Source organism: Streptosporangium sp. NPDC049644, assembly GCF_040675205.1.
GTDB lineage: Bacteria > Actinomycetota > Actinomycetes > Streptosporangiales > Streptosporangiaceae > Streptosporangium > Streptosporangium fukuiense.
In genome coordinates this window covers 25,465-41,074 of record NZ_JBFAOJ010000086.1, presented here as the reverse complement: position 1 = coordinate 41,074, position 15,610 = coordinate 25,465, and the positions used below count along the sequence as shown (strand labels likewise).

The window sequence follows — 15,610 nt, the reverse complement described above, 5'->3', positions numbered from 1 at the left end:
AGTGGTCGGGGATCTTCTTCCTGATCGCCTTCGCGGTCATGTCCCTGGTCTGGGACGCCGGGGCCCGCCGGGCCGTCGGCCTGCGCAGACCGTACCTGGGAGTGGTCAACCGGGACCTGACCGGCGCCCTGTCGGCGCTGGCCCTGCTGCCGGCCCTCGCCTACATCGCCTCCTGGACCGGCTGGTTCGCCTCGTCGCTCGGCTGGGGCCGCAACTGGGCGCAGGCGACCTCGCAGGGTCCCGGGTTCTTCGTCTTCGACTCGCTGCGCTCCTGGCTGAGCTACCACTTCCAGGTGCTGAGCTTCCACACCGGGCTGAGCGAAGGGCACACCTACCAGTCCACGCCCTGGACCTGGCCCGTCCTCTCGCGTCCGGTGGCGTTCCACTACCAGACCCCCAAGGGCGCCTGCGGCGCCGACGAGTGCGCCGAGGCGGTGCTCGGCGTCGGCACCCCGGTCATCTGGTACGGCGGCCTGGCCGCCCTCATCGCCATGGTCGCCTGGTACGTCGCCACCCGCGACTGGCGCGCCGGGGCCGTGCTCCTCGGCTATGCCGCGGGCTGGCTCCCCTGGTTCTACTACGCCCTCGCCGACAACCGGACCATGTACCTGTTCTACGCGATCCCCATGGTCCCCTTCATGATCCTCGCGCTGACCATGGCGGCCGGGCTGATCATCGGTCGGGCCGGCGCCGCGCCCAACCGCAGGGCGCTCGGGGCGGCGGCCGTCGGGGCCTTCACCCTGCTGGCGCTGGTCAACTTCTGGTGGCTCCACCCGGTGCTGGCCGCCGAGGTCATCCCGCACTCCCAGTGGTGGGCGCGGATGCTGTTCCGGAGCTGGGCGTGACGGGCGGGGCAGGCGCGCCGGAGGCGGCGGGCCGGGAGAGCCCGTGGCGCAGCGAGATCGCGGCCGCCAGGCAGGCCAGCGGCACCGCGGGCAGCAGGTAGCGGTAGTCGAACTCGGCGGTCGCGGCCGGGGCCAGGATGAGGCCGAAGGCGGCCAGCCACGGCAGCAGCACGGGGCCGCCCAGCCTGCGCCAGCGCACCGCCACCCCGGCCAGGCCGATCAGCAGCAGCACGCCGATCACGAGGCCGGGCAGCCGGACGATCCGCTGGTAGCCCTGCATGAAGCCCGCCCACGGGTCGTGGACGTCGGTGCCGATCACCCGCAGCTTGCCCTGGATCTGCGCGGTCCGCAGGCCCGGATCGTACTTCTGCGCGTCGGTGTCGGTGCTGCCCCGATAGGAGCTCCAGGCCGGGAGGATCTTGTTCTCCGGCAGGAACTCGTACTGCCGGTAGGTGTTGAAGTCCGGGAAGCGCGGTCGGTCCCAGTGGAAGGCGCGGAAGAAGTCGCCGGCCACCAGGCTCAGATAGTCGAGCGGCTGGGACAGGATGGCCCGCTGGGCGAACGCGCTCGCCGTCTTGTTCGTCTCCGGGGTGAACGTGCTGCCCACCCCGAAGGCGTGGAAGCGCTGGCCGTTCTGCGCCCACCAGAGGTACTTCTGCCCGGAGAAGCCGCGCTGGCCCGGCGGCGCGCTGATGCACAGCAGCGCCAGCTCCAGCTCCTCGCGGGGGTCGACCCGCATCTTCTCGCAGTCGGCGAAGAGCGCCGTCCGCATGTAGAGGATCGCCCCGTCGCTGTTGGTCATCGCGAAGTTGCCGTGCGCGGAGGCGAACCAGGCCATGTAGCCGACCACGGGGAGCGCACACGCGGTGATCATCGCCGCGATCGTCTTCCAGGCCGTGCGCTTGACCAGCAGGTAGGCCACGACCAGCGCGAGGATCGGCAGGCCGATCGACCGGGTGAGCGCGGTGAGGGCCAGCAGCAGCCCGATCACCGCGCCGATCCGCCAGGACATCCGCCGGTGCCAGAGCACCAGCGTGATCACGGCCACGACCAGCAGCATGAACATCGCGTCGGACATGACCAGGTGTTCGAGCTGGATCTGGTAGGCGTCGAACAGCACCGGCACCGCGGCCAGCGTCGCCCCCCAGCCGGGCAGGCCGAACCTGCCGCGCAACAGGGTGTAGATCAGCACCGCGATGCCCAGGCCCATCAGGTGCTGCACGAAGACCACCAGGCCGAAGCTGTGCAGCGGCCGCAGCGCCAGGAGCAGGAAGGAGTAGCCGTTCGGGCGCAGCGCACTGGGCCGGTCGGGGTTCACCGCCCCGGAGACGTACTCGTAGGAGTCGTTGAACCACAGGGCCGGGCCGTAGCCGAGCATGGTGACCACACGCAGCAGGAATGCCAGCACGAGGGCGGCCACGAAGAGGCGATGCCGGTGCAGGAACGCCCGCAGGCGAGTGACCCGGTCGGGCGGAGGCACGTCCAGGCGAGGGCGGTCGGCGACGGTCACCATGCAATACAGGATGCCAGCCGTTTCAGGGAGTTGACCCGGGCAAGGGGCTTCAGAGGGCATCATGGTGAGATTGGCTTGTGCCGTGAGCGAAGGGTTGAGACGTGGAACTGACCGTGGTCATGCCTTGTTTGAACGAGGCGGAGACCGTGGAGACCTGCGTACGCAAGGCACTCGCCTGCATGCGGGAGCACGGGATCGACGGGGAAGTGCTGATCGCCGACAACGGCAGCACCGACGGCTCACAGCAGCTCGCGCGCGAGGCCGGGGCCCGGGTCGTGCACGTTGACGCCAAGGGGTACGGCAACGCCCTGATGGGCGGCATCCGCGCCGCGCGCGGCCGCTACGTCATCATGGGCGACGCGGACGACTCCTACGACTTCACGGCGCTGCTGCCGTTCGTCGAGCAGCTCCGTGACGGCGCCGACCTGGTGATGGGCAACCGGTTCAAGGGCGGCATCGCGCCGGGCGCCATGCCCCCGCTCCACCGCTACCTGGGCAACCCGGTGCTCTCCTTCATCGGGCGCCTCTTCTTCCCCAGCGCGATCGGTGACTTCCACTGCGGCCTGCGCGGGTTCCGGCGCGACTCCATCCTCAAGCTCGGCCTGCAGACCGGCGGCATGGAGTTCGCCAGCGAGATGGTGGTCCGCTCGACCCTGTCCGGTCTGGACGTACGCGAGGTGCCCACCACGCTCTCGCCCGACGGCCGCTCCCGCCCGCCGCACCTGCGCTCCTGGCGTGACGGCTGGCGCCACCTGCGCTTCCTGATGCTCTACAGCCCGCGCTGGCTGTTCTTCATCCCCGGCCTGGTGCTGATGACCCTCGGCCTGGTCGCGGGCGCCGCCCTGACCTTCGGCCCGGTCTACATCGGAAAGCTCGCCTTCGACGTCGACACCCTGGTCGGCGCCTCCGCCATGGTGGTGATCGGCTTCCAGGCGGTGCTGTTCGCGCTGTTCACCAAGGTGTACGCGGCCGAGGAGGGCTTCCTGCCGGAAGACAGGCGGGTGCGCAAGCTCATCGACATCGTCTCCCTGGAGAAGGGGCTGGTCGTCGGCGGGCTGCTGGCCCTGGGCGGTCTGGGCGGCCTGGTCGCCTCCCTGGTCCACTGGCAGACCCGCAGCTTCGGCCCGCTGATCCCTTCGGAGTCGCTGCGCCTCGTCGTGCCCTCGGCCACCGCGCTGATCGTGAGTTTCCAGACGATTTTCGCCGCGCTGTTCATCAGCATCCTCGGCATCCGCCGCACCAAGGAGACGCCCATCGACGTGGCCGCCTCCGCGGCGGAGGAGGCCGCCGAAGCCGTCAACCGCGCCGCGGAGGCGGCCGCGAGTGCCACTACCGGCAGGGAGAGCACCAAGGCCTGAGCCCGCGTCCCTTAGGCTGGGCACCATGTCCCAGCACATCCTGACCGCGGTCGCCTGGCCCTACGCCAACGGCCCCCGCCACATCGGGCACGTCTCCGGATTCGGCGTGCCATCCGACGTCTTCAGCCGCTATCAGCGGATGGCGGGCAACATGGTGCTCATGGTGAGCGGGACCGACGAGCACGGCACCCCGATCCAGGTGCAGGCCGACAAGGAGGGCCTGAGCGCCCGCGAACTCGCCGACCGCTACAACAGGGTGATCGTCGAGGATCTCCAGGCGCTCGGCCTGTCCTACGACCTGTTCACCCGGACCACGACCGCGAACCACTACGCGGTGGCGCAGGAGATCTTCAAGGGGCTCCACGCCAACGGCTACATCTTCCCCCAGACCACGATGGGCGCCATCTCGCCCTCCACCGGGCGCACCCTGCCCGACCGCTACATCGAGGGCACCTGCCCCATCTGCGGCTACCAGGGCGCCCGTGGCGACCAGTGCGACAACTGCGGCAACCAGCTCGACCCGGTCCAGCTGATCAACCCGGTGAGCAAGGTCAACGGCGAGACGCCGGTCTTCGTGGAGACCGAGCACTTCATGCTCGACCTGCCCGCGTTCGCCGAGGTTCTGGCATCGTGGCTGCGCTCCAAGGAGGGCGACTGGCGGCCCAACGTGCTGAAGTTCGCCCTCAACATGCTCGGCGACATGCACCCCCGCGCGATCAGCCGCGACCTCGACTGGGGCGTGCCGATCCCGCTGGAGGGCTGGAGCGACCAGGCCAACAAGCGGCTCTACGTCTGGTTCGACGCGGTCGTGGGCTACCTCAGCGCCTCCATCGAGTGGGCGCGCCGCTCCGGCGACCCGGAGGCCTGGCGCCGCTGGTGGCAGGACCCTGAGGCCCTCGGCTACTACTTCATGGGCAAGGACAACATCGTCTTCCACGCGGAGATCTGGCCGGCGATGCTGCTCGGCTACAACGGCCAGGGCGCCCGCGACGGCGAGCCGGGCTCGCTCGGCGCGCTGAACCTGCCCGCCGAGGTCGTCTCCAGCGAGTTCCTGACCATGGAGGGGCGCAAGTTCTCCTCCTCCCGCCAGGTCGTCATCTACGTTCGTGACTTCCTGGAGCGCTACGACGCCGACGCGCTGCGCTACTACATCGCGGTGGCGGGCCCGGAGAACCAGGACACCGACTTCACCTGGTCGGAGTTCCTCAACCGCAACAACGGCGAGCTGGTGGCGGCCTGGGGCAACCTGGTGAACCGCTCGATCTCGATGGCCGCCAAGAACTTCGGGGTCATCCCCGAGGCGGGCGACCTCACCGATGTCGACCGCGCCATGCTGGAGCGGAGCCGCTCGGCCTTCCCGAAGGTCGCGGCCGAGTTCGAGCAGTGCCGGTTCAAGAACGCGACGAACGAGGCGTTCGAGGTCATCCGCGAGGCCAACAGGTACCTGGCCGAGCAGGAGCCCTGGAAGATCAAGGACAACCCCGAGCGGGTGAAGACCATCCTGCACGTCGCCCTGCAGGTGGTGGACGACGCCAAGACCCTGCTGACCCCGGTGCTGCCCAACTCCTCCAACAAGATCTACGCGATGCTCGGCGGCACCGGGGTCTGGGCGGGCATGCCGGAGATCCAGGAGGTCACCGACGAGGACGGCCGGAGCTACCCGATCATCACCGGCCGCTACGACGGCGCCGCGCGCTGGGAATCCGTCCCGATCCGGGTGGGCACCCCGCTCTCCCCGCCGACCCCGCTCTTCGTCAAGCTCGACCCGAAGATCGTCGACGAGGAACTGGCCCGTCTGGGCGAGTAGCGGCGAAGGCCCCCGGGCTCGGAAGCGGACCGGTCTCACCCGGTCCGCGCCTGCCCGGCGGATGTTCGGAGCCGCGGGCCGGTGCCCGACCCTGTACGAAGGCTGGCGGTCTGTGCCCAATCCCTGCCCAATCCCTGCCCGGCCGGTGTCCGGTACCGTCGGCGGGCGGGCCGGTGCGCGCGGGGCCACGGCCCGGTCCCGGCCTGGGAACGGGCCGGTCCGCGCGGGGGCGCCGGGCGCGGGCCGGGCCGGCTCCTCGGTAGGTTGGACGGCGTGAGCACGCAGAAGCTTCCCGCCGCCCCCGAGCCCCTGCCGGCAGAGGTGTTCGACAGCCACTGTCACCTGGACATCATGGTGGGCAACCGCCAGGCGTCCTCGGGCGACCCGGTCGCGCAGGCCGCGCAGGCCGCGCAGGCGGCTCAGGCGAGCGTCCAGGGCATCCTCGACGAGGCCCGCGCCGTCGGCGTGACGCGGCTCGTCACGATCGGCTACGACCTGCCGTCCTCGCGCTGGAACGCCGAGACGGCCGCGCTCCACCCCGATGTCTACGCCGGGGTGGCCGTCCATCCCAACGAGGCGCACGCCTCGACGCCGGAGACCCTCGCCGAGATCGAGCGGCTGGCCCGCCTGCCGCAGGTCAGGGCGGTGGGGGAGACCGGGCTCGACTACTACCGCGACTGGGCGTCGAAAGAGGACCAGCACGCCAGTTTCCGGGCGCACATCGAGATCGCCAAGCGGACCGGCAAGGCCCTGGTGATCCATGACCGCGAGGCCCACGACGACGTGCTGCGCGTGCTGGCCGAGCAGGGCGCCCCGGAGGTAGTGGTCTTCCACAGCTTCTCGGGCGACGCCGAGATGGCCAAGCAGTGCGTCAATGCCGGATATTTCATGTCATTTTCTGGGCCGGTCACCTACAAGAACGCCGGATACCTCCGCGAGGCCGCGAGGGTCGCGCCGAGCGAGCTGATCCTCGTCGAGACCGACGCGCCCTACCTCCCGCCCACGCCGCACCGGGGCAAGCCCAACGCGCCCTACCTCATCCCGCTCACGCTGCGCTGCCTCGCGGAGGTCAAGGAGATCGGCCTCGCCGACCTCGCCGCCGCCGTCAGCGCCAACGGAGAGACCGTCTTCGGCTCCTGGTGACGGGCTCAGCCCACCGCGGCGCCGAAGTCGGCGGAGACGCCGCCGTCCAGGGCGGGGACCTTTCCGGTGCCCGGCGAGAGCGGGACGCCCTGGGCGTCGTTGCGGCCCAGCAGGATGACCGTTCCGGTGCCCGTCTGGTCGGGGGCGCCGACGACCAGCCGGTTGCCGCTGAACCCGACGGACCAGCCGAAGTGGTCGCCGGCCTGGCTCTGGGTGATCAGCCGGCTCCCCGCCGGGTCGTCCACCGGCACCAGCCGCACGCCGCCGCGCCGGTCGGGGCCGTCGAAGGGCACGCCCACGGCGAGCCTGACCCCTCCGGAGGCGGTGAACGCCAGCGAGAACCCGTACCCCTCGCCCGCCGCCCCCTCGGAGCCCTGGTCGAAGGTGGCGGCAGGGGTGATCTCCAGGGTGCTCGAGGCCCGGAACAACTGGACGAGACCGGAGTCCCGCACGCCCCCGCGGTCGCCGAGCGGGGCGCTCACCGCGAGATAGCCGACGTCGCCCTCCTCGGCGTAGGCCATCGCGTAACCGAACCGGTCGCCCGCGCCGGCGTCGACGATCTCGCGGAGCTCCCACTTCCTGCTCCGGTACTCGCTCCGGGACCCGCGTACGTCGAAGATCACTGTGAGCGCCCCCGCGTCCAGCTCGCCCCCGCCGGCCTGGGGCCCCGTTCCGTCGTCGTTCTCGTACGGCGACCCGACCGCGAGATCCGGTTGGCCAGAGGTGCCACCCAGTTCGCCGATCGCCAGCGACCAGCCGAACATGTCGCCGGCCTCGCCGTTGCCCGTGACGCCCCTGGACTCCTGGGAGATCCGCCGGCCCTCGCCGGACGCCTCGGTGTCGAACAGGTAGACCGCGCCGGAGTCGGCGACACCATCGGCGTTCTCGTGCGGGGCGCCGACCGCCACCAGCGCCCCGCCGGAGGCCAGGGACCAGCCGAAGTGGGCGTCGGCCTCGGGTGAGGGAGAGACCAGGCGGATCGTCCTGGGGTCGGGACCGCCGTGCACCACATAGACCGCGCCCGCGTCCCGGTAGCCCGCCACGTCCGCGTACGGGGCGCCGATGAGCAGGTCGGCGCAGCCGTCGCCGTCGATCCTGGCCAGCCGCACCGACCACCCGAAGCCGTCGCCCGCCTCGGTCTCGGCGACGGTCACGGCCTTCCCGTCCTCCCCCCGGCCGAACAGCACGTGCACGGCCCCCGCGCCGGCCGGCCCGCCGGGGTCGGCGAACGGGTCACCGGCCGCGATGTCGTCCACCCCGTCGCCGTCGAAGTCGCCGGTGGCCGTTCCGGTGCAGTCGGCGGCCGGGGCGGAAGCGGCATCGGACCAGGCGGACCCGGTGGACGACCACACGACCGCGGCCGCGGCCACGAGAGAGAGCAGCAGCCTCATGACACCCTCACCTCTATCTCCCCGCCGCCCTCGATCACCGTTCCGGTCAGCTTCGCGGGCTTGCGGGACGGGGGCAGGTCGTAGACCAGGACGCCGTCCACCTTCGCCCCGGGGGGCAGGGTGGCAGGCGGTTTCGTCGACGCGCTCTCGGCGGTGTGCGCCGTGCCGGCGTCGTCGAGCAGGGTGAGCGGGGTGCGGCTGAGCCGGGCCGCCTCCGCGCCGGTGTTGACCAGCGTCCACGGGATCGCGCAGAGCCTGCCGCGTACCGGGGTGGCGTTCTCGTAGACGGTGAGCCCGCACGCCGGGGCGCGCGGGATGATCAGCTGTGGATCCTCAAGGAAGGAGCCTGTCGTGACCCGGCGGCCCACGTCGGTGGCGCCATCGCCGACGATACCGCCGGTGCCGCCGGTGCTGCCCGCCCGAGGCTCCCCCCGGTCACCCGGGTCCGGGCCACGCAGGTTCAGCAGCACGACGACCGTGACGGCCAGTGCCGCGAGCACGGCCAGTCCGGCGAACAGCCAGCGCCGCCGGGGTGCCGTCCCCTCGGCGCCCGGCGCGTCCGATCCCGCGGGGAGCCGGAAGCCGGGCGAAGTCCCGGCCGGGACGGGGCCGGTGAACGGTTGTGACGGCGATGTCGTGGGTTCGGGCCGCGGCGGCGAGAGGGAGTCCACAGGCACCGGTGCCGTGGAAGGGCCGGGCGGCGCGGGCGTGGCGGGGGCGGTGGCCGGGTCCGCGGGCTCCTGGGTCGGTGGCGAAGCGGGAAACCGCGCCCCCAGGTTCAGCGCGCCGAGCGTCCGGGTGGAGTCGGGTTCCACGTTGGCGGGCGGCTGCCAGGACTCGTGGAGCAGATCACTGGCTATCAGCGTGGGCGGATCGGCCCGGGTGGGGGCCGGTGAGGACGGGGCGGCGATCCCACCGCCGACCAGGGCGATCAGCAGGTCCTGGGCGGTGGGCCGCTGGTAGGGGTCCATCGCGGTCGCGCGGCGGGCCAGGTCGTTCAGCGGGGCGGGGAGCGCGCCCAGGTCGGGCGGGCTGTTGAGCAGCCGGGTGGCCATCGTTATCAGGTCGCCCCGCCCGTAGGGGTGGCGGCCGTTGCCCGCGTACGCGACCAGGCAGCCCCAGGCGAAGATGTCCGCGGCCGGCGTGATGTCCAGGCCCCGGACCTGCTCGGGGGCCCACCAGCCGGGGCTGCCGAGCACCTCGCCCGAGCGGGTGAAGCTGTGCGTGGAGTCGAGGGCCCTGGCGATGCCGAAGTCGATCACACGGGGCCCGGACATGGACAGGATCACGTTGGCGGGTTTGAGGTCGCGGTGCACCAGGCCGGCGACGTGGATCGCGGCCAGCGCCGCCGCCACCCCCAGGGCCACGCCGTGCAGCGTTCCGGGCTCCAGCGCGCCGTGCTCGGAGATCTGGCGGGACAGCGGCGTGCCGGCGATGTACTCGGTGACCATGTACGGCCGGTTGTCGTCGCCGGTGCCGTTGTCCAGCACCTGCGCCGTGCAGAACGAGGCCACCCGCCGGGCGTTCTCGACCTCCGCGTGGAATCTCGCGGCGAAGCCGTCCTCGACCGCGACCTCCGCCTTCACCACCTTGAGCGCGACCGGTCGTCCCGCCGGCGCCAGTGCCAGGTAGACGGTCCCCATCCCGCCCTCGCCAAGGCGCCCGAGCAGGCGGTAGGCCCCGATGCGCTCGGGGTCGCTGGATCGCAGTCCTTCGACACCGGGCTGGTTCACCGTAACCTCCCGAGGATGCCCCGGCCTTCAGGACTCCCTTGCCCAATTCGTTTTCGATCTCCGCGACCTGCGTGTTCGGCACTGGATAACGACGCCAGACGTCGACCGGCGGCAATTAAGCAACGGATTCCTTCAGGCGGGGGAGGAGCCGGGAGCGGGATGGCCGTCAAGGCCCGAGCGTGCCCTGACCGGTCAGTCATTTCGATCGGCTTCTTTCCGGGTCGTGTAGCCGTAGCCGTCCGCGCGCTGAAGATGACGGACATGCCGATGGTTGATCCCGGCGACGCGACCGTGCCGGGTGGTGATGTCGAACGAGCCGGAGGAGCGGACCAGGACTCGCCCGAGGTGAATCCCGGCCTTCTTGCCCGCCGGGACGTTTGCCCGGACCAGGTCGCCGGTTTGGAAGCCGTGGTGCAGTTTGCTCCGTGGCCGGGCAAGACGGGGGAACCCGTATCGGTCGGGGATGGTGCGGGCGTAGGTACCGCGACCGGTCGCCGTGACCACCAGGACCGTGGACGGCCAGGCGGTCACGGTGCCGAGGTGGCCGACGTGCAGCGCGTCCAACGTGTGCGACTTGGTGGCGCCGGTGCGGGAGCGGTTCCACTTCGTACGACCGCCCGAGGCGGTGTGAACGGGCAGACCTGTCGCTTCCAGCGCCCGCCACAGCGCCCACCGGGTGGCGTTGACGGCGGCTGCGTCTCGCAGCGGAGCCTTCGCCTGCCGGAGGATCTTCGTCAGCAGAGCGGGCCTGCCCTTGAGGAACTCCTCCACCGGAGTGGCGTTCTTGGCCTGGTTACACCGGATGCAGGCCAGGGTCAGGTTGCTTACCCGGTCCGAGCCGCCCCGGGAACGCGGGTGGAGATGGTCAAGGTTGAGCGGTACGCCGCTCGCGCCGCAGTAGGCGCAGGCGCGCCCCCACTTGGCCAGCAGGTATTCGCGGACCTCGTACCCGGCCAGGGTGCCCTGCTGATACTCAACGCCTTCCAAAGGCCTCCCGGCTGACAGGGCGTGGGTGTCGAAGGAGACCTTCTCCACGTGGACGGCCGTGACGGGCACCCACCGAGTCAGCCGGACCACCCAGGACATGGTGATGTCGACGCGGTGGCGCAGCGACGGCGCCAGCCACCCCTGCGGCCTGGTGCGGTTGTCGAACCGGGGGGCGCGGTAGCGCAGGTTCCGCGACCGTCTACCTCGCCGGTATGCGGCCCGCGCGGTGAGTCTGTCGCGGATCCGTCCGCCCCGATGCTCAAGCTGAATGCTGTACAGGCCGCTACGGTCGGCACTGTCGGCGCGAAACACGCTGATGCCGGTGTGCTTGCTGCCGGGGTCGATACCGACCTGCACGCCGTGGACGGTGGAGTCGGCGGCCGCGCGGTCGCGTAGCCGGATGACGAACGGGGTGTGGCGGTGGACCACGGCCCGGCCTGAGCGCAGCAGTTTACGCGCGTAGGCCGGGCTGGTGGGTTGCAACGGTTGGCCGTGCCTGTCGAGGACGAACACGGCCGGGTGGGCTGAACTGCCCGCTCCCTCGGGCGCCGTGGCGCCCTCGGGGCGACGCCGGTGCGGTGGTGCGGCCTGGCCGGTCTCCCCTCGCCCAGGTTGAACACCAGATACCGCCGCGAGGCGGTGTCCGTGAGCCGTTTCGTGCCCACCCTCGGGCGTGTCTGCTCCCACGGATTCGAGAGCCTGGGGCTGAGGAAGCACCCCAAGGTCGGTCTGCGATCTTGTGTTCAACGTAGTCATCTGGTTGCACCTCCAGTTCGTGACGACTCGGGCTGGTCAACGCGGGGCTATCGGTGCGCGGTGTGGCACCTCAAGCCCTCTCCTTCAGGAGGGAGTCGTTGACGCGTCCTCGCATGGGCTTGGGTGCGGGAAACTTGTCGAATGACATGGGAGAGCAACCTTGGGTGATCGAGGCAGACGAGTCGGAGACCGCAGTGGCGAGTTCGAGCCGCTGCGTGAGGAATCATCATGAGCCTTCTTGGCCCCGCGGAGATACGTACTTTGGCGAACAAGCTCAATATTCGTCCTACAAAGAAGCTCGGTCAGAACTTCGTGATCGACGCGGGCACGGTCCGCAAGATCGTGAGGGTGGCCGAGCTTGAGCCCGACGACGTGGTCATCGAGGTCGGTCCAGGGCTGGGGTCGCTCACGCTCGCGCTGCTTCCCGAGGTCCGCGGCGTGATCGCGGTGGAGATCGATCCCGTTCTCGCCGCCCAGCTGCCGCTGACGGTCGACCGGCACGCCCCGGAGCTAGCCGACCGGCTCACCGTGGTGCTCGCCGACGCCATGCGCGTGCTGCCCGAGGATCTGCCCGAGGAGCGGCCGAGCGCGCTGGTCGCCAACCTTCCCTACAACGTGTCGGTCCCGGTGCTGCTTCACCTGCTGGAGACGCAGCCGTCGCTGCGCAAGGTCCTGATCATGGTTCAGGCCGAGGTCGCCGACCGGCTGGCCGCCGTCCCCGGTTCCAAGGTCTACGGCATCCCCTCGGTCAAGGCCGCCTGGTACGCCGACGTCCGCCGGGCCGGTCCCGTCGGCCGCACCGTCTTCTGGCCGGTTCCCAACGTCGACTCCGGCCTGGTCGCGATGGTCAGGCGGGAGCCGCCCACGACGCTGGCCACCCGCGAGGAGGTCTTCGCGGTGGTGGACGCCGCCTTCGCCCAGCGCCGCAAGACCCTGCGTGCCGCCCTCGCCTCCTGGGCCGGTACGGCCCCCGCCGCGGAGCGGGCGCTGCGGGCCGCCGGGATCGATCCCGCCGCGCGCGGCGAGCAGCTCACGGTCGAGGATTTCGCGCGGATCGCCGAGAACCGTACGTCTGAAAGCAGTACATAGTGTGATTTGCCGGTTCGTTTGCGTGCGGGGGGGAGGGATCCCGTTACGATCTGACGTCGTGACCAGTGAGCGAGCCCCCATGGGGGACGCATGAACTCCGTGACCGTCCGCGTACCAGCGAAGGTCAACCTGCAACTTGCCGTCGGACCGCTCCGGGATGACGGCTACCACGACCTCGTCAACGTCTTCCACGCCGTCTCGATCTTCGACGAGGTCACGGCCACCGCGGAGACCGGGATGAGCGTCCGGGTGGAGGGCGAGTCCGCGGACCAGGTGCCCGAGGACGGCGACAACCTCGCGATCCGGGCGGCCATCGCGCTGGCCGGGCACGCGGGCCGCCCGTACGGGGTGAACCTGCTCATCCGCAAGTCGATCCCGGTGGCGGGCGGCATGGCGGGCGGCAGCGCCGACGCCGCCGCGGCCCTGGTGGCCTGCAACGAGCTGTGGGGTCTCGGCCTGCCGCGCGAGGACCTGATGGAGATCGCCGCCGACCTCGGCAGCGACGTCCCCTTCGCCCTGCTCGGTGGTACGGCGATCGGCACCGGCAGGGGGGAGCGGCTGACCTCGCTGGACGTCGCGGGTACCTTCCACTGGGTGTTCGCGCTGGCCGACGGCGGCCTGTCCACGGCCGCGGTCTACGCCGAGTGCGACCGCCTCCGCCAGGCGAGCGGCGAGCTGGTGGCCTGGCCCCAGGCCGCCGAGGCACTGCTGACCGCGCTCCGCGAGGGAGACGCTGAGGCCCTCGGCGCCCAGCTCGGCAACGACCTGCAGCCTGCCGCCGTGGCGCTGCGCGGCTCGCTGGCCCACACCCTGGACGCGGGGCGGAAGCAGGGCGCCCTCGGCTCGCTGGTCTCCGGTTCCGGGCCCACCTGTGCCTTCCTCGCCCGGTCGGCGGCCCACGCGGGCGAGCTGGCGGCCTGCCTGAAGGACGCCGGCGTGGCGCGCGACGTCATCACCGCCCACGGCCCCGTGCCCGGCCCGGCGGTCGTCTAGGCTCTCCCGGTCACCCGTCCCCCGCGGGCGCACGACCGGCCGTCTCGCCGGCCGGGGCGGCCATCCGACGGAGGCGCCGTCCTGGACGGGACGGTTCTCGCGGCGGGGGCCGGGTGGGCCGGGAGCGGATACGCTTGTCTGGCGATGAATCTGGTCAATCTTGAGTCGGTCTCCCACTCCTACGGTCCCAAGCCCCTGCTCAACGACGTCTCACTCGGCATCGAGGCGGGCGACCGCATCGGCGTGGTCGGCCGCAACGGCGGTGGCAAGACCACCCTCATCTCGGTGATAGCCGGTGACCTCAAGCCCAATGCCGGGCGGGTCACCCATAACCGGGGACTCCAGGTAGGGGTGCTGTCGCAGGGCGACGACCTCGACCCGGCGCGGCCGGTGCGCGACATCGTCCTCGGTGACAGGTCCGAGCACGAGTGGGCGGGTGACGCGGGCATCCGTGAGATCCTCGCCAGTCTGCTCGGCGACATCGACCTGACCGCGCTCGCCGGGAGCCTGTCGGGAGGTGAACGGCGTCGCACCGCCCTCGCCAAGCTGCTCATCGACGAGCACGACCTGATCATCCTGGACGAGCCCACCAACCACCTCGACATCGAGGCCATCGACTGGCTCGCCAGGCACCTGGCCGGCCGCAGGACGGCACTGCTGGTCGTCACCCACGACCGGTGGTTCCTCGACGCGGTCTCCACCAGGACGTGGGAGGTCGTGGACGGCGCGGTCGAGCGCTATGAGGGCGGGTACGCCGCGTACGTGCTGGCCAAGGCCGAGCGCGCCCGGGTGGCCGCCGCCTCCGAGGCCCGCCGCCAGAACCTGATGCGCAAGGAGATCGCCTGGCTGCGCCGGGGACCGCCCGCCCGCACCTCCAAGCCCAAGTTCCGCATCGACGCCGCCCAGGCGTTGATCGCCGACGAGCCGCCGGCCAGGGAGAGCGTCGAACTGGTCAAGTTCGCCGCGGCCCGGCTGGGACGCACGGTCTACGACCTTGAGGACGTCACGCTGCACGCCGGGGGACCCGGCCAGGGACCGCTGGTCCTCGACCACTCGACCTGGCAGTTCGGCCCCGGCGACCGGATCGGCCTGATCGGGGTGAACGGCTCCGGCAAGTCCTCGCTGCTCCGCCTGCTCGCCGGTACCGTGCACCCCGACTCGGGCAGGCTGGTACGCGGCAAGACGGTCCGCCTGGCGCACCTGTCGCAGGAGCTGGGCGAGCTCGACCCTGAGCGCCGGGTGCTGGAGACCGTCGAGGAGGTCCGCAAGTTCGTGCAGGTCGGCAAGAGGGAGTGGACCGCCTCCCAGTTGCTGGAGCGCCTCGGCTTCAAGGGGGACGCGCAGTGGAAGGTCGTCGGTGACCTGTCCGGCGGCGAGCGGCGCCGCCTGCAGCTGCTCCGCCTCCTGATGGACGACCCCAACGTGCTGCTGCTCGACGAGCCGACCAACGACCTCGACATCGAGACGCTCAACGAGCTGGAGGACCTGCTCGACGGCTGGCCGGGCACGCTGATCCTGGTCAGTCACGACCGCTACTTCCTGGAGCGGGTCACCGACAGGACCGTCGCCCTGCTCGGTGACCACAGGCTGTCGATGCTCCCCGGCGGAGTGGACGAGTACCTGTCCCGGCGGGCCTCGGGGGCGGCGCTGTCCGCGCGCGCGGCGTCCGGTGCGGTCTCCGGTGCGGCCTCCGCCACCTCGGCCACGGTCGCGAAGGAGACGACGGCCGGTCTGTCGGCGCGTGAGGAGCGCGATCTCCGCAAGGAGCTCTCCCGCCTGGAACGCCAGCTCGACAAGTTGAGCGGCCGCGAGACGAAGCTGCACGAGTCGATGGCCGACGCCGCCGCCGACTACGAGCGGCTGGCCTCGCTCGACGCGCAGCTGAAGGAGATCCTCGCGGAGAAGGACTCGATCGAGGGCGAGTGGCTGGAGCTGGCCGACCGCCTGGGCGAGTGAGCCCCGCGAGGGTGGCCGGGAACACGCCTTCGGGGCGCG

10 protein-coding genes and 1 pseudogene are annotated in these 15,610 nt (G+C 71.3%); 7 read left to right on the top strand and 4 right to left on the bottom strand.

Going from position 1 to position 15,610, the window contains the following annotated elements:
- Nucleotides 1-845: pseudogene (locus tag AB0J58_RS34185) on the top strand (phospholipid carrier-dependent glycosyltransferase); the annotation flags it as partial.
- Here the strand turns inward: AB0J58_RS34185 and AB0J58_RS34180 are convergent.
- The gene (locus tag AB0J58_RS34180; RefSeq protein WP_364223708.1) at nucleotides 793-2,358 is read right to left on the bottom strand and encodes a hypothetical protein; all 1,566 of its coding nucleotides are present in this window, start codon (nucleotides 2,356-2,358) and stop codon (nucleotides 793-795) included. The pseudogene AB0J58_RS34185 and the gene AB0J58_RS34180 sit on opposite strands and share 53 nt — an antisense overlap.
- A 101-nt stretch (nucleotides 2,359-2,459) precedes the next feature.
- Between AB0J58_RS34180 and AB0J58_RS34175 the strand changes: the two genes are divergently transcribed.
- The 3 genes from AB0J58_RS34175 to AB0J58_RS34165 all read left to right on the top strand — a co-directional run bounded on the left by AB0J58_RS34175 (nucleotide 2,460) and on the right by AB0J58_RS34165 (nucleotide 6,666).
- Nucleotides 2,460-3,716: a glycosyltransferase gene (locus tag AB0J58_RS34175; protein WP_364223706.1), complete on the top strand. Its 1,257-nt coding sequence runs from the start codon at nucleotides 2,460-2,462 to the stop codon at nucleotides 3,714-3,716.
- A gap of 25 nt (nucleotides 3,717-3,741) precedes the next feature.
- Entirely contained in the window at nucleotides 3,742-5,523 is a 1,782-nt protein-coding gene (gene metG, locus AB0J58_RS34170) for a methionine--tRNA ligase (RefSeq protein WP_364223704.1), read from the top strand.
- Between the two features lie 273 nt (nucleotides 5,524-5,796).
- Nucleotides 5,797-6,666, top strand: coding sequence for a TatD family hydrolase (locus AB0J58_RS34165; protein ID WP_364223702.1), 870 nt, complete (start codon nucleotides 5,797-5,799; stop codon nucleotides 6,664-6,666).
- A 5-nt stretch (nucleotides 6,667-6,671) separates the two neighbouring features.
- On the opposite strand, the gene AB0J58_RS34160 is transcribed toward AB0J58_RS34165, so the two are convergent.
- From AB0J58_RS34160 to iscB, 3 genes are all read right to left on the bottom strand, one after another.
- Nucleotides 6,672-8,057, bottom strand: coding sequence for a hypothetical protein (locus AB0J58_RS34160; protein WP_364223700.1), 1,386 nt, complete (start codon nucleotides 8,055-8,057; stop codon nucleotides 6,672-6,674).
- Complete coding sequence (locus tag AB0J58_RS34155; RefSeq protein WP_364223698.1) at nucleotides 8,054-9,790, bottom strand: protein kinase; 1,737 nt, start codon at nucleotides 9,788-9,790, stop codon at nucleotides 8,054-8,056. Before AB0J58_RS34155 ends, AB0J58_RS34160 begins: the two co-directional genes overlap by 4 nt.
- Before the next feature lie 192 nt (nucleotides 9,791-9,982).
- Nucleotides 9,983-11,290, bottom strand: a complete 1,308-nt coding sequence (gene iscB / locus AB0J58_RS34150; RefSeq protein ID WP_364223696.1) for an RNA-guided endonuclease IscB — start codon at nucleotides 11,288-11,290, stop codon at nucleotides 9,983-9,985.
- 471 nt (nucleotides 11,291-11,761) lie between these two features.
- On the opposite strand from iscB, the gene rsmA reads away from it, so the two are divergent.
- The 3 genes from rsmA (at nucleotide 11,762) to AB0J58_RS34135 (ending at nucleotide 15,571) form a co-directional block, all read left to right on the top strand.
- Nucleotides 11,762-12,622: a 16S rRNA (adenine(1518)-N(6)/adenine(1519)-N(6))-dimethyltransferase RsmA gene (gene rsmA, locus AB0J58_RS34145; RefSeq protein ID WP_364223694.1), complete on the top strand. Its 861-nt coding sequence runs from the start codon at nucleotides 11,762-11,764 to the stop codon at nucleotides 12,620-12,622.
- 90 nt (nucleotides 12,623-12,712) lie between these two features.
- Nucleotides 12,713-13,615 carry a 4-(cytidine 5'-diphospho)-2-C-methyl-D-erythritol kinase gene (locus AB0J58_RS34140; protein ID WP_364223692.1) on the top strand — a complete coding sequence of 301 codons (903 nt, stop codon included), beginning with the start codon at nucleotides 12,713-12,715 and terminating at the stop codon, nucleotides 13,613-13,615.
- A gap of 144 nt (nucleotides 13,616-13,759) precedes the next feature.
- A complete protein-coding gene (locus AB0J58_RS34135; protein WP_364223690.1) occupies nucleotides 13,760-15,571 on the top strand; it encodes an ABC-F family ATP-binding cassette domain-containing protein in 1,812 nt (603 codons plus the stop codon).
- The last annotated feature ends 39 nt before the right edge of the window (nucleotides 15,572-15,610 follow it).

What these genes read in the sequence shown, in the direction of transcription:
- metG (WP_364223704.1), top strand. Translation starts at nt 3,742, where the DNA reads ATGTCCCAGCACATCCTGACCGCGGTCGCCTGGCCCTACGCCAACGGC.
- rsmA (WP_364223694.1), top strand. Translation starts at nt 11,762, where the DNA reads ATGAGCCTTCTTGGCCCCGCGGAGATACGTACTTTGGCGAACAAGCTC.
- AB0J58_RS34160 (WP_364223700.1), bottom strand. Translation starts at nt 8,057, where the DNA reads ATGAGGCTGCTGCTCTCTCTCGTGGCCGCGGCCGCGGTCGTGTGGTCG.
- AB0J58_RS34135 (WP_364223690.1), top strand. Translation starts at nt 13,760, where the DNA reads ATGAATCTGGTCAATCTTGAGTCGGTCTCCCACTCCTACGGTCCCAAG.
- AB0J58_RS34140 (WP_364223692.1), top strand. Translation starts at nt 12,713, where the DNA reads ATGAACTCCGTGACCGTCCGCGTACCAGCGAAGGTCAACCTGCAACTT.
- AB0J58_RS34180 (WP_364223708.1), bottom strand. Translation starts at nt 2,358, where the DNA reads ATGGTGACCGTCGCCGACCGCCCTCGCCTGGACGTGCCTCCGCCCGAC.